Below are 13,226 nucleotides of genomic sequence, written 5' to 3' on the forward strand. Positions count from 1 at the left end.
TAACATCCATTCGGTCCCGCCAACGCAAAAAAAGAGCAGCCGGCTCATCGGCTGCTCCTCTAACACCACCCAGCTTATTACTTGCTGACGGTTACCTTAATAATGTCACTTACGGTCTCGCCCGCTGCATTAACCAGCTCTGCCCGGTATTCATACTCCCCGGAAGCGCGGCCGCTGACGGAAGTGACAGCGCTCTGTGCTGCAGGCGTGTTAGCATTCAGCGCCTGCGTGTCGATCAGCTTACCGTTCTCATACAGACGGTACTCTGTAGCGTTAGTGCCCCACCACAGATTCATTGTTACTTTATAAGAGCCGTCTCCGTCCCAGTTGTCGTGGGCCAATACCGGCTTGCCCGGAGCAGCGTCACGGATCGTCACCGTGAGCGGCTGGCTCTTGGTGGTGCCGAACTTATTGGTCAGCTCTGCTGTGTATACGTAGGTTCCATTTGCTTTGCCTTGAACGACTGTGCTGGATGTCTGGGCAGACGGGGAGGCATCCTTGAGCTGCTTGGAGTCAATCAGCGCGCCATTCTCGTAAAGCTTGTAGCTTGTAGCGTTATTGCCCCACCACAGATTCATCGTTACGGTAAAGTTACCGTCACTCAGCCCGCTGCTGTGGCCGCTGTTCGAGGACAGCACAGCCTGTCCAGGCTTGTCGGTTGCAAGAACCGCTCCGCTTGTAATCTGGAATGTGTAGCTCTTCTCGGCAATGTTACCCGCTGCATCGGCTACGATATATTTGACTGTATGGGACCCGGCACCCAACCCTGCGGCGCTGAGAGTCTGCCCTTCAGCAACAGGCTGTCCATCCAGCAGTAGCTGATTGGAAGCAATACCGGAGAGCTTGTCTTCAGCAGCCAGCTCAAATTTCAGCTGCGCTTCCACTGTCACATCGCCAACGGCATGGCCGGACTCCTTCAGCTCCGCTGCCGGCGGAGCAGTGTCAACATTAACGTTCAGTGTCTTCGCTTCTTCAGCCTTCCCCTTAGCCGAAACCGAATGGTAAGCCAGCGTATGCCGGCCGTCTTCACTCACGGCCACCGGTGTGCTGTACAAGGCTTCTGCGCCGCTGTTCAGCGAGTAATAAATTTTAGCTGCATCGGAATCAGCCTTGAGGCTCACTTCAACTGGCTTGTTCAGCCAGCCGGCAGCGTTTGGCTCTGCGGACAGCTTCGCTGTTGATACCGGAGCGGCCTCCTCTAGCACGGCGCTGAAGTCTGCGAGGCTTCTCGGCTTGAGCTGGAAGGCGCCCTTAAAAATCGCGGCAACGCCCGTAATATTCAGCTTCTGTCCTTCCGTATAAGGGAAGCTGTCCTGCGTAATGCCTGTCCGCACGTCTACCCGGATGTGATTGCTTGTCCCGTCACCGGCAATAGCATCGAATTCAAAGGAACCGCTTGGAGCAGCAGTGATTATATTCTTCACTTCCACATTATTAAGATTGATCAGCTGACCCTGATTGCTGTCGCTTACCGCCGATGCAGTGACTGGCTCAGGCAGGGCAGCCGTGCCGGTCTTTTCAATCTTTACAATCTCAGTCAGCTCCAGCTCGGTATTGTACAGTGCTGTAGCTGCCGTTACCTTAACCGTGTCACCGGCATGAAAGCCGCTTTGGCTCTGGTAGACATACAGTCCGCCGGTCTCATCCTGCAGGTAAAAGGCCTGGCCGCCGAAGATACCCGGTTCGGTCGTTACAACCCCCTCTACCGTCACCAGGCTGCCGGCTGTTTTGGCCCGGGCTTCGGAGATAGATACGGCTGCCGGAATCGGATCTTCCTCGGACGGCAGCGGCTCTGCCGGTACGTTGCCGAGCGTTACCGCCTGGGTGATCAGGTTCGTGCCGTTTTGGCGCAACCGCAGATTGGAGGCCGCTGTAGTGCCCGGCTTGATCTGCACAGTCAGATCCTTATAGGCATGGCCATTCAGGTCTGCCGTCAGGCTGAAATTTGAGCTGTAGCCGTAGCTTGCCGGCCAGGTGCCGTCGCTGTTCTGGATCTTGGCAATCTGCGCCCCGCCGCTCACCTGGTAGATGCCCAGCTGAAAGCCGGATACGCTGGTGCCGGCAGGTATATTATCCGCACTGACACGGATCTGGAAGTTCTGTGCATTCGGCAGCACAGCCTGATGCGTTAATTTGTACTCCGCATTGGCAGCAGACGCCGGTCCGCCGTAGGAACCGGCCTTGTAGGTGCTGCGGTCATACCATTTGTAGCCGGCATTCGGCGCAGCCCACGGCTCAGGCTGCGGCTCGGTGGACAGCGCCGGCTCTTCGAACGGCAGCAGCTGGGTCGGCTGATCCAGCGTCAGGCCGCTGACCTGGGTGAAGTCCGTATAGCTCTCCTGCTCTGCAAGCCAGTTAACGGTGTTCACCAGAAGCTCAGCATCGTCAGCCTCTTTGAAGCCGTCGTATGTTGTTTTTTTGGCACCGGTATCCTCACGCAGATATTTCGGCGTTATATCCTCTACCGGAGAGGAGTCACCGATAAAAGCAGCTTTGCCCGCGCCTTTTTTGGCAACAGCCACGTATGGGCCTTCCGCTACGCCGCCGCCGTTGTAAACGCCCTGGTCTACAGCGTTGCCCCAGGCAGCGCTTGTCTTCGGCAGATAGACGATGCCCTTCGCCCGGGCCGGGTCAAGGATCGCCAGCGTGGAGCCGGCATGCATAGCTACTCCAGAAACGCCTGTTGTAATGCCAAATGCCTGTTCCGGAGCCACGATATTGTTCGCTGTCATATCGCCGAGTGCGTTGTAACGGAACCGTACGCCGAACTCATCCGCCAGCCAGTCGGAGCTGATTACGCCCTGCATTGCAGCGGAATCGGCTTCTTCGGTGTTCATGCCCTTGGACGGGTTGTCCCAGGCACCGCGGCGGTAGCCGTTGAAGGATTCGTTGCCGTCCCACCGGTTCTTGTTCCGGTCTGCGTTATAGTGGTCGCCGATGAAGAAGATGCTGCCGCCATTCTCTACATATTCCGCCATCGCTGCCTGCTCGCTGGCTTTGTATGGAACATTGGCTTCGGCCACGATGAAGACATCATAGCCGGAAAGATCACTGGACGTGATCGGAGTCGTCTTGCGAAGCTCCTTGACGTAATAACCTTCCTGGGCCAGTGCATTGCCAAAGTCGGAAAAAGCCCCGTCGATTACCCAGTCAGCTGCTCCTGCAGTCTGGGCGTGGGTATTGTCGAACAGAATTTTCTGGCCCGCATGCTCATTGACTACTTTCGCTTCAATGAACGGTGCGGGATCGGTCGGCCCGTCAGCGTATGCTGCCTGTCCGGCCCCGAATGCGAACAATTGCAGCGGCACAGCTACCGCTGCAGCCAGCGTGCCGTTAAGCAGCTTCTTTTTCCAACCTGAATGCTTCTCCTTCATGTCCTGCCTCCTTAGGATATAAATCGGCGTCCTTTTCCATAATTGTCCACCGTTTGTCGTCTTATATGCTAGCATGCAAGAATCAAGAAAAACCCAGAAATATGTAAAGTGCTGCAAAATTATACTTTTGGCCTAGACTGTGGCAGAGAACCGGGTCGAATCCTGTAATAGAATTATGAAAAAAGTCACAGTATCTCGCGAACCAATTCCTGCTATGTCCTAAAGATTTCAATACAAATACAGCAGCCGGCTTTGTATGTCCGGCTGCTGTATGAACTGTGTATGAATTTGTGTTAACACAAAACATGATCTGCGGGAAATCTCACTTGGTAATGCCTTCAGTATATTTATTCCACTCAATATCCGAGCTATACGGCACCGCTGTTTTCCGGATTCGTCTAACGATAATAACGGCGGCTGCGGCCAAAAGAATGAGAACAGCCAGCAGCTGGGAGGTCCGGATATTTTCTTCGGCCTGCATTGTGCCCCAGCCCAGGAACGCTGCCGGGCTCCATGCGGCTTTTAATAGAGCTGCAAGCCAATCGGGTCCGGCAAAGGACAGGCTGTCTGTACGCACTCCTTCCACAGTACCTACCCCGATAATGATACCGTACCAGTGGACAGGCACCGGCCCAATGGAAAAGGCAACCGGATTCAGCATGCCGGTGTCACCTCCTTGTTTTTTTAGAATAAAACAATTCCGCCTACCGCCGACAAGAGAATCACCGCAAATGGATGGATTTTATACCGGATTACCGCAATAAGACTTGCCACACAAATCAGCAGCATCCCGAAGCTCTGCCAGCTCAGCCAGGACGTCTCTGCGCTCCCCAAACCGAAATGAATTGCGGCATATACAATAAGCCCCGTAATGATGGGACGTAATCCGTAGAAAGAGGAACGCACCCATTTCTTGCTCTGCATCCTAAGAAAAAAGGCTGTAAACAAAATAACAATGAGCAGTGAAGGCAGGATTATGCCAATCGTAGAAACGATTCCGCCTATAATCCCCATTTGCGAATAGCCGATCAGTGTGGCTGTATTGGTCGCTATGGAGCCCGGAGCCATTCCTGCCAAGGCAACAAGCTCCTGGAATTGCCCTGTGGTAATCCATCCTTTATCTGCTATTTCGCGTTGAATCAGCGTGATTACGGCATACCCGCCGCCAAATGAGATCAGTCCAACCTTAAGGAACATAACAAATAATTCCCATAACATACTACCAGCACCTTCAGATGTAATATTCAAGATAATTCAATTCCGCCTGCTGGTCCTTGACCTGCTTTTCTGTTTGGGCTGAAAGACCAAGCACCTTTTTGACGGCTATAATAGCGACTCCTGCAACAGGTCCTCCCAGAATAAGATATAAGGAATGCAGCGGGGTGAACAGCAGCAGCAGCACACTGATACAGGCAATCAGCATCGTAGGGATATCCATGATCGACGCCTTGCCTATTTTATAAGCGGCCACAATAATCAACGCGACAACCGCAGCATGAACGCCTTTAAGTGCAGCCTGCACTTTGGGCACATCCTGGAACAGCATACCTAAAATGCTCAGAATGAGCACAATCAGAAAGGTCGGCAGCGTAATGGCGAATACCGCAACGAGGCCCCCAGGACACCGGCCAGCTTATACCCTACAAAAGCAGCCGAGTTTACCGCAACCCCACCAGGTGCTGAACCTGCGACCGAAACCATATCCCCGATCTCACCCGGCTTCAGCCAGGCCTTTTTATTCACGATTTCCCGCTCGATAGCTGCAATCATGGCATACCCGCCCCCGAAGGTCGAAGGCCCCAGCTTAAAAAAAATAGTAAATAACTGCAGCAGAACTTTAAACTCTTTCTTTTTCCGCACTTCCATTGCAAACCTCCGTACCCATATTGCCCCGTTTACCTGTTCAGACTTTAAAAGTATACCATGTTAATTCCATTTTGGTAAAAAGTATGCCCATATCATTGTGTTTTTCTTGTTAACATTCTGATTTCCAGCACAAACATTGGTTATTCTCCGTGAAAATCTACTAACTTTCATCCAAAATGAAATTAACTTCATTATTCCTATATCAATAACTGGATAAAACTCCTTTTATCCGATATACTGGGCATATCCCGACCTATCCACTTGGAAATGGAGCAGATATTGATGCCTAACCCTTCCTTTTTTTCAATCAAAAAGCAAATCTATAACCGGATCGCCTATCTGGGAACCGTCTCCAAAGCCGATTTACTCGAGCATTTCTCCATTACAAGCAGCAGTATGACCCGGATTCTCGAAGAGCTGCTCGCGCAGGGGCTGATCCTTGTTTCGGGGCTGGGTACATCAACCGGCGGACGAAAGCCCGTTCTTTTTCAGGCCAACCCTTCATACCGCTATCTTCTGGGACTTGATATCTCGCGGATCAGTTCCTCCCTTGGCTTGTTCGATCTTCAGCTTAACTGCTTATCCTTTGTGCGCTGGGAGATGGGTCCTGAGCTTTCGCCTGAACGTCTAATTGAACTTGTAGGACAAGAAACGGATGCCATGCTGCAAAAGCATAATATACAATATGAACAGTTACTCGGTTTGGGAATCGGGGCAGTCGGCCCGCTGGATGCGCAAACGGGGATTATTCTGAAGCCGGAATACTTTTTATCAGATGCCTGGAGCAATGTTCCTGTATGCAGACTCTTTGAAGAACGGCTGCGGGTTCCGGTCAAGCTTGATAACGGGGCTAACACAGCGCTGCTGGCCGAGCATTGGGCACTGCGGGATGAAGCCTGCAAGAATATGCTCTATGTACACGCAGGGGTTAACATAAGGTCTTCTATTATGTCCGGAGGACAGATTATCCGGGGAACTGGTGATACGGAAGGAGCTATCGGCCAGATGATCATCAAGACAGGCGGACGGCGACTCGGGGATAAAGGGAATTACGGTGCCCTGGAAGCTTATGTATCCCTGCCTTCACTGGAGGAACGCGTCCAGTCCCAGCTTAGAATCGGCCGCGAAAGCTCCCTGCCGTCTGTTGCGCCTGAACATATCACCTTTTCTACCCTGCTGGAGGCTCTGGAACGTAAGGACACTTTTGTACGGGAGATGTTCCTTGAAACAGCTTCCTATCTGGGAATTGGCCTGGCCAATATGATCAATACGGTTCTTCCCCAGTATGTGATTGTCGGCGGGGCACTTATTAATGCTGATCCCGTAGTCTATGAAACGGCGGTTAACGTGGCACGGAAAAATATATATGACTCTTCAAGCTACAAGCCTATATTTACCCCCGGTATCCTTAGAGAAGAAAGCGTTATGACCGGCGCGGCACTACAGCTTCTTCAGGATTTGGAGATCTGATCAACCGGCAGCTGTTGGTTAGGGCAAAGTCTAATTTTCAAAAGAGTTTGACTTTGCACCAACTATATCGTAATATTCGAATATAAGGATATAACCTTCCGGGAGGAATACCATGAATAATACCGCTTTTCAACATAGTGATTCCAAGCAATATAACGAACTGGCAGAATTATTAAAAGCCTTGTCCCACCCTGTCCGGCTGTGCATTGTCCGCGGCCTGATGCGCAAGAAGAAATGCAATGTATCCTATATGCAGGAGTGCCTGGACCTTCCGCAATCGACCGTTTCCCAGCATCTGCAGAAGCTGCGCAGTGCCGGCATTGTTGCGACCGAGCGCAATGGCCTGGAAGTGAACTACGTACTTGCTGATCAGCGGATTGAACAAATGATACCTATTCTATTCGGAGAGGAAGATTGTGAATCATGAGCAAGAAAGTATTGATTGTGGGCGGAGTTGCCGGAGGTGCCTCCGCCGCAGCCCGCCTGCGCCGTCTCGATGAGCATGCTGACATTATTCTTTTTGAAAAAGGCCCCTACATCTCGTTTGCCAATTGCGGCTTACCCTATTATATTGGCGGTACCATTGCTGACCGCGAACGCCTGCTGGTTCAGACCCCTAAAGGCATGGCAGACCGTTTCCGGATCGATGTCCGGATACAGAGCGAAGTTATAGCCGTTGACCCTGTCAAACGTATGGTTCAAGTTCAGAGCGAGGAACGGGGGCTGTATGAAGAAAGCTATGATGAGCTGATCCTGTCACCGGGTGCCCGGCCCATCATTCCCGATTTGCCCGGAAAAGACCTTCCGCTCATTCATACCGTCCGCAATATTCCGGATATTGACCGTATCAAAGAGCTAATTACTTCTCATAACAACCAGTATTCCATTGTAATCGGCGGCGGATTCATCGGTGTTGAAATGGCCGAGAATTTAAAGGAAGCCGGATTAGCGGTGACGCTGGTTGAAGGAAACGGGCAGCTGCTGGCACCATTTGATCCCGAGCTGGCAGCATCCATTGCCCGGGAAATGGAACAGCATGGCATAAATCTGCTGTTTTCAGAGCGGGTTCAGGGCTTTCGTTCCCTTACTCAAGGTATTGGCGTAGAGCTTGCCGGCGGCCGCATGCTGACTGCTGATCTGGTCATTCTGGCAATCGGAGTTACGCCGGATACGGCTTTCCTGCGCGGCAGCGGTGTCGCGCTGGGCGCACGCGGACACATCCTCGTGGATGAAACGCTGGAAACCAATATCCCGCATATCTATGCTGCAGGCGATGCCATCGAGGTTACGGATTACGTTCATGGCACCAAAACCGCTGTTCCGCTTGCCGGTCCTGCCAACAAACAAGGCCGGATCATCGCAGACCGGATCGCCGGACTCCCTTCCGTTTATAAAGGAACGCAGGGCTCATCGATTATTAAGGTGTTCGGATTGACTGGAGCCTCAACAGGCAGTAATGAGAAGACATTGAAACGTCTTGGCGTCAGCTATCAGTCTGTCATCGTCCACCCCGGGTCACATGCATCATACTATCCCGGCGCAAGTCCGATAACACTTAAACTGCTGTATACGCCGGAAGGTAAAATTCTTGGGGCACAGGCAGTCGGCTATGACGGGGTTGATAAGCGGATTGATGCGATAGCCACAGCGATTCATTTTGGCGGTCATATCAGTGACCTGGCAGAGCTTGAGCTGTGTTATGCCCCTCCTTATTCTTCTGCAAAAGACCCCGTCAATATGGCGGGTTACGCGGCAGAAAATCATACAGCTGGCCGTGTTCAGCTTTTCACGTATGATCAGCTTGATGCGCGTGAGCCTGATCAGACAATACTTCTGGATGTGCGCAGTGCGCTGGAGCATCAGAACGGGCATATCCCGGATTCGTTGTCCATACCGGTAGATGAGCTCCGGGAACGGATGCATGAGCTGGATCCTTCCAAAGAAATCTGGGTCTATTGCCAGGTTGGCCTGCGCGGATATACAGCTGCCCAAATTCTGCGTCAGCATGGTTATCAGGTAAAAAATCTCAGCGGCGGATACAAAACCTACCGGGAGTCGCAGTTTAAGCCTGTTCCCTTCTCCGGAGCGAACGGCAGAAGCGGAACAGAGCAGAAGAACAACAGTCAATCTTCTGGTGAAAGCATGCCTGCCATTCAGATAGACAATGATTTAAACGTATGCGGATTAAGCTGTCCCGGCCCGTTAATGCAAGTAAAGCAGACCATGGATCAGCTTGCTGCAGGCCAGACTCTCCGTGTCCAAGCATCTGATCCGGGATTCTATGAGGATGTGAAGGCATGGGCGGCCATGTCCGGCTCTCAGCTGCTTCAGCTGGACCGGGGGAAAGGCGGCATTATTGAGGCGGTAATTGCCAAACAAATGCCCTCCACTCCCCCTTCTTCAGATGTTGCTGCTGCTGCACCTGCAAGTACCATGGTTGTCTTCAGCGGTGATCTGGATAAAGCCATCGCCTCTTTTATCATCGCCAACGGCGCAGCTGCCAGCGGCCGCAAAGTAACGATGTTTTTCACCTTCTGGGGACTAAGCGTCATTCGCAAGCCTCAGACGCAGAAGGTGCCGAAAACAATGCTGGGCAGAATGTTTGACCTGATGCTGCCGGGAAGCAGCCGCAAGCTTGGCTTATCCAGAATGAATATGCTCGGTGCGGGTCCGAAGCTGATCCGCAGCATCATGTCGGGCAATAATGTTGCCTCCCTGGAAGAGCTCATTCAAAGCGCAGCCGCACAGGGCGTTGAAATGGTGGCCTGCCAGATGTCTATGGATGTTATGGGAATCCGGCAGGAGGAGCTGATGGACGGGATCAAAATCGGCGGAGTCGGTTATTATCTGGGTGCGGCGGCTTCGGCAAACCATAATCTGTTTATCTAAAAGCTGTATAGCATCAGAAGGCCCCGGTCAGCACAATTTGACCGGGGCTTTTATGTTTTATTTATAGAGTTTCGTCAGATTGTCCATCCCGTTGCCCAAAGTCAGCTCCATATGCCAGGAAAAGAAAGAATGCGGCGGAATCAGCCCGGCGGTCCCGTTGCTGATTGCCGTGTCCAGGGAATCATAATAGCCGATGCCCGGCTCAAGCGCACAGGTAACCCGGTCGTTGAACATGCCCTCATCCACCCAAACGCCAAGATAAGGAACTTTGTCCGGCGGTACCCTGAGACACAGGAAATCACCGCTGTGCTCACCGTATAAACCGGAGCAGCCTTGCTCTGCTTTGTCCGGGTAATACAGCTTTTTACCGTCCCCGGTCACTTCCGGAGCAATCAGCGACAGCTGATCCCAAGGGTAAAACTCCCCGGTGTTTAGGCTATGGCCTCCGTACACACACAGCATCTCTTTCATGGACTGAGGAATAACAACCCTCGTTGGCTCAGTAATGGCGAACTGCGGGTGAGGTACCCATAGAAACGGCATAGGCCTCTCACCCAGGTTGTCAACCTTGTAATCGAACCGGACACGCTCAGCCGAAGGACAAGAGACGGCCCTGGTGAACCGGAACGGAAACCGCGGGTTGCGGACCGAGCTGACAATGGAACCCGCGCTGATCCTGCAATCCCACGGCAGCGGCCATATCTCCCCGTGATCGGATATTTCAGCTGTTCCATCTTCATCCCAGTGACAGCTGTTTATCGTCGGGAAACACTCGTCCCAGCCGCTCATATCCCATTCACCAAAGGAAGTGCCGTACTCCGGCTTGCGCACCAAGCGCAAGCCGGAATCAAGCAGCCATTCCTTTCCAGCCGGCTTGTAGATGAGCGAGACCAGCTTTCCGCCAATCTCCGGCACGGTTTCCAGCCTGATCTGAGCGCTTTCGATTACGACTGATTCGAAGCCTTTGTAGGCTGCCGCAGTGATGGTAACCGGGTTGGTTGGTGTATTCATCCCGTTTCCTTACTTGGCAAGGAAAGCCTTTGTCTGCGCTTCCACTTCTGCCCTTACCTTCTCGATGCCCGCTGATTTCAGCTTGTCATTCAGTGTGGCGAACGCTTTGTCCACGTCCTTTACAGAGCCGATTGTAATCGGCAGATAATACTGGGAGGATACATTTTTGAGGTTGGCGATTTCCGATTTTACCTTCTCCGAATTAAAGGAGAAGCCCAGATAGGTTGCCGGGGCAAGCATGTCTTTAATCTTATTGTTTAGCTCGATGTAAGAATCCGTCCATGAGACGCTTGGTTTAAAATAATCCTTGTTGACGAACCAGAACCCGGCCGCATCCGCAGGATAGGTATTCGTTTCCGGTGTAATACCTTCCGGCAAGGTAAGCTTGCCGTCTGCGGTTACGGCGTAGTTTTTGCCTTCAATTCCATAGTACGTCAAGTACACATAGGATTCGTCCTGCATAATCAGATCCAGCGCCTGTAGGGCACGCTCGGGATTGGCCGAGTTGGCAGCGATGGCAACACCATTGTTCAGCCAGCTGCTGGTAGGGGCATGGCCTGTCGGAGAGAGCACAGGCATGACGTAGGTTTCAATGCCTTTATCTGCTGCAGCGGCAAGGGTAGCCTGGATGTCAATGGAGTTGCCGAAAGCAACACCCGCTTTACCCTCAATAAAATTATCCTTGGAGCGCACCTTGTTCGAGTACGGATTCTTGTTCACATAACCGGCATCGTACCATTGCTTCATGATATCCGCAGCATATTTGAAGGCACCTTTCACAGGCTCGTCTGTAATGCTGAGAATTTTACCTTCAGGGTCCTCGTTGTCCGTAAACAATCCGACGGATGATGGATCACCGGAATCAATCGGCGCACCCGGGTAAGCGAACTTCTCGCTGGCCAAAGCACCGAACGGCGTCGGCAGATCATACTGGGAATCCAGGTTAAGCGGAATCATATCGGGATAATTCTGTTTCACCGCTTCGAAATACGGGGTCAGCTCGGAGATCCGGGACGGATTCGTCAGTCCGGCTTTATCCATAATATCCTTGCGCAGCACAATTACATTTACCTTGCGGTCCGGCGTGGTGGTCGGAATCATATACTGCTTGCCGTTGACCTCCGCCGCTTTATAGGCAGCCGGGTCCTGATTGGCATGGTACTTGGGCATGTTGGTCTTGATCATCTCTTCATTCAGCTCAAGAAAAGAGCCTTTGTTCGCTTCTGACACATAGAAGTTCCAGTCTGCCGCGAATACAAAGTCCACATCCTGGCCGGAAGCAAGGATCAGCGGATATTTGGAGGCTACGTCCCCCCAGCCGATATAGCTGATCTCCAGAGTAGCATTGATATCCTTCTTCAGCTTCTCATTTACAGCCTTCATTACCTCAGGCATGCCTTTTGGCGCTTCGCCGAGCAGATAGCCCGTAAGTTTCACTTCCTTGGAATTGTCCGGCTTGCCGCTCTCTGCCGCCGGTGACGCTGTAGCCGCTTCCGCCGGAGCATTGGTTGCTGCATTCTGCGGGCTGTTGCTGTTTCCGCCGCAACCTGCAAGAACCGTAGTCAACAGCATTGCCGCACTTAATACCACTAGATTTCTTTTCTTGAAACCCATCAAACCCATCATAAATCTGGCCTCCCTTATATCTGATGACTAAATCTATATACATTCCGCCGTCCGGCGGAACCTATATCAGCCCTTGACGGCACCGATGGTGATACCGCTTACGAAGTACTTCTGCACAAACGGAAAGATCAGCACAATCGGACCGGTCGCGATCACAGTCATTGCCAGCTTGAAGGTTTCCTTCGGCATATCCAGATTGGACACATGCTGGGACATCGCAGCGGACAGGTTAATGGAAGACAACATCTTGTACAGCAGATATTGAAGCGGAATTAAGTTGTCTTTGTTCGTGAACATCATCGCGGTCCACCAGTCATTCCAGTAAGCCAGCGCCGTAAACACACCGATCGAAGCAAGCGCCGGCTTCGTCAGCGGCAGCACAATCTTCAGGAAGATCCGGAAGTCTCCGGCTCCGTCAATCTTGGCCGATTCTACCAGCGGCTCCGGTACGGATCCTCGGATAAAGCTGCGCAGAATCAGGATGTACATCACATTGAACATCGGAGCCAGAATCAGCACAGCATACGTATTGGTTAAATGAAGATTACGGCTCAGCCAGATATAATACGGGGCTAGTCCCCCGTTGAACAGCGTGGTAAAGAACAGGAAGAAGGACAATGCATTGCGGTGCTTCAGGTCTTTGCGCGACAGGACATAGGCGGCCATCATAGAGATGAACAGGGAGAGTGCGGTTCCAACCACCGTAACAATGATCGAGACTTTATAACCGTTTAATAAATCCTCAGGATAGCGAAAAATATACGTGAACGCTTCCAGGGAGAAGTCACGCGGCCAGAACCAGTAGCCTTCCTTCAGAATGGCGCTTTCGGATGAAAATGCCCCCGAGACTAGCACGATAAACGGCAGTACACAGATTAATGCGATGAGTGCAACAATGATGTAAGCAATGACAGTGTATAGCGGTGCAGAATTCAGCTTAGGGTTAGCGGTGTTGCTGTCCATGGTTATCACCTGCTTTTATTGATAATG

11 protein-coding genes are annotated in these 13,226 nt (G+C 52.0%); 3 read left to right on the plus strand and 8 right to left on the minus strand.

The annotated features are described in order from the left end of the window. Nucleotides 1-77: 77 nt before the first annotated feature. The 5 genes from AWJ19_RS25740 to AWJ19_RS37715 all read right to left on the minus strand — a co-directional run bounded on the left by AWJ19_RS25740 (nucleotide 78) and on the right by AWJ19_RS37715 (nucleotide 5,240). Nucleotides 78-3,374 carry a chitinase N-terminal domain-containing protein gene (locus AWJ19_RS25740; RefSeq protein WP_068728093.1) on the minus strand — a complete coding sequence of 1,099 codons (3,297 nt, stop codon included), beginning with the start codon at nucleotides 3,372-3,374 and terminating at the stop codon, nucleotides 78-80. Between the two features lie 322 nt (nucleotides 3,375-3,696). After that, nucleotides 3,697-4,035 carry a hypothetical protein gene (locus tag AWJ19_RS25745; RefSeq protein ID WP_068728094.1) on the minus strand — a complete coding sequence of 113 codons (339 nt, stop codon included), beginning with the start codon at nucleotides 4,033-4,035 and terminating at the stop codon, nucleotides 3,697-3,699. Nucleotides 4,036-4,058: 23 nt separating this feature from the next. Further along, nucleotides 4,059-4,592, minus strand: coding sequence for a chromate transporter (locus tag AWJ19_RS25750; RefSeq protein ID WP_068728095.1), 534 nt, complete (start codon nucleotides 4,590-4,592; stop codon nucleotides 4,059-4,061). A 13-nt stretch (nucleotides 4,593-4,605) separates the two neighbouring features. Further along, nucleotides 4,606-4,944, minus strand: coding sequence for a chromate transporter (locus AWJ19_RS37710; RefSeq protein ID WP_347231153.1), 339 nt, complete (start codon nucleotides 4,942-4,944; stop codon nucleotides 4,606-4,608). Between the two features lie 2 nt (nucleotides 4,945-4,946). Next, nucleotides 4,947-5,240 carry a chromate transporter gene (locus tag AWJ19_RS37715; protein WP_347231154.1) on the minus strand — a complete coding sequence of 98 codons (294 nt, stop codon included), beginning with the start codon at nucleotides 5,238-5,240 and terminating at the stop codon, nucleotides 4,947-4,949. Nucleotides 5,241-5,522: 282 nt separating this feature from the next. Between AWJ19_RS37715 and AWJ19_RS25760 the strand changes: the two genes are divergently transcribed. From AWJ19_RS25760 to AWJ19_RS25770, 3 genes are all read left to right on the plus strand, one after another. After that, nucleotides 5,523-6,710, plus strand: a complete 1,188-nt coding sequence (locus AWJ19_RS25760; RefSeq protein WP_068728096.1) for an ROK family transcriptional regulator — start codon at nucleotides 5,523-5,525, stop codon at nucleotides 6,708-6,710. 112 nt (nucleotides 6,711-6,822) lie between these two features. Beyond that, nucleotides 6,823-7,137, plus strand: a complete 315-nt coding sequence (locus tag AWJ19_RS25765; protein ID WP_068728097.1) for a metalloregulator ArsR/SmtB family transcription factor — start codon at nucleotides 6,823-6,825, stop codon at nucleotides 7,135-7,137. Then, entirely contained in the window at nucleotides 7,134-9,599 is a 2,466-nt protein-coding gene (locus tag AWJ19_RS25770; RefSeq protein ID WP_068728098.1) for an FAD-dependent oxidoreductase, read from the plus strand. Before AWJ19_RS25765 ends, AWJ19_RS25770 begins: the two co-directional genes overlap by 4 nt. A gap of 57 nt (nucleotides 9,600-9,656) precedes the next feature. Here AWJ19_RS25770 and AWJ19_RS25775 read toward each other — a convergent pair whose 3' ends face one another. The 3 genes from AWJ19_RS25775 to AWJ19_RS25785 all read right to left on the minus strand — a co-directional run bounded on the left by AWJ19_RS25775 (nucleotide 9,657) and on the right by AWJ19_RS25785 (nucleotide 13,199). Then, the gene (locus AWJ19_RS25775; RefSeq protein ID WP_068728099.1) at nucleotides 9,657-10,610 is read right to left on the minus strand and encodes a hypothetical protein; all 954 of its coding nucleotides are present in this window, start codon (nucleotides 10,608-10,610) and stop codon (nucleotides 9,657-9,659) included. 9 nt (nucleotides 10,611-10,619) lie between these two features. Next, entirely contained in the window at nucleotides 10,620-12,236 is a 1,617-nt protein-coding gene (locus AWJ19_RS25780; protein WP_241781888.1) for an extracellular solute-binding protein, read from the minus strand. Nucleotides 12,237-12,302: 66 nt separating this feature from the next. Further along, on the minus strand, nucleotides 12,303-13,199 hold the full coding sequence (locus AWJ19_RS25785; RefSeq protein ID WP_068728100.1) for a carbohydrate ABC transporter permease: 897 nt from the start codon (nucleotides 13,197-13,199) through the stop codon (nucleotides 12,303-12,305). Nucleotides 13,200-13,226 lie beyond the last annotated feature (27 nt).

Source organism: Paenibacillus sp. DMB5 (assembly GCF_001517085.1).
Lineage (GTDB): Bacteria > Bacillota > Bacilli > Paenibacillales > Paenibacillaceae > Paenibacillus_AQ.

Bases quoted from the DNA above. Each gene is read 5' to 3' on its own strand.
- AWJ19_RS25775 (WP_068728099.1), bottom strand. From the start codon at position 10,610: ATGAATACACCAACCAACCCGGTTACCATCACTGCGGCAGCCTACAAA.
- AWJ19_RS25745 (WP_068728094.1), bottom strand. From the start codon at position 4,035: ATGCTGAATCCGGTTGCCTTTTCCATTGGGCCGGTGCCTGTCCACTGG.
- AWJ19_RS25770 (WP_068728098.1), top strand. From the start codon at position 7,134: ATGAGCAAGAAAGTATTGATTGTGGGCGGAGTTGCCGGAGGTGCCTCC.
- AWJ19_RS37715 (WP_347231154.1), bottom strand. From the start codon at position 5,240: ATGGAAGTGCGGAAAAAGAAAGAGTTTAAAGTTCTGCTGCAGTTATTT.
- AWJ19_RS25765 (WP_068728097.1), top strand. From the start codon at position 6,823: ATGAATAATACCGCTTTTCAACATAGTGATTCCAAGCAATATAACGAA.
- AWJ19_RS25760 (WP_068728096.1), top strand. From the start codon at position 5,523: ATGCCTAACCCTTCCTTTTTTTCAATCAAAAAGCAAATCTATAACCGG.
- AWJ19_RS25750 (WP_068728095.1), bottom strand. From the start codon at position 4,592: ATGTTATGGGAATTATTTGTTATGTTCCTTAAGGTTGGACTGATCTCA.
- AWJ19_RS25740 (WP_068728093.1), bottom strand. From the start codon at position 3,374: ATGAAGGAGAAGCATTCAGGTTGGAAAAAGAAGCTGCTTAACGGCACG.
- AWJ19_RS25780 (WP_241781888.1), bottom strand. From the start codon at position 12,236: ATGATGGGTTTGATGGGTTTCAAGAAAAGAAATCTAGTGGTATTAAGT.
- AWJ19_RS25785 (WP_068728100.1), bottom strand. From the start codon at position 13,199: ATGGACAGCAACACCGCTAACCCTAAGCTGAATTCTGCACCGCTATAC.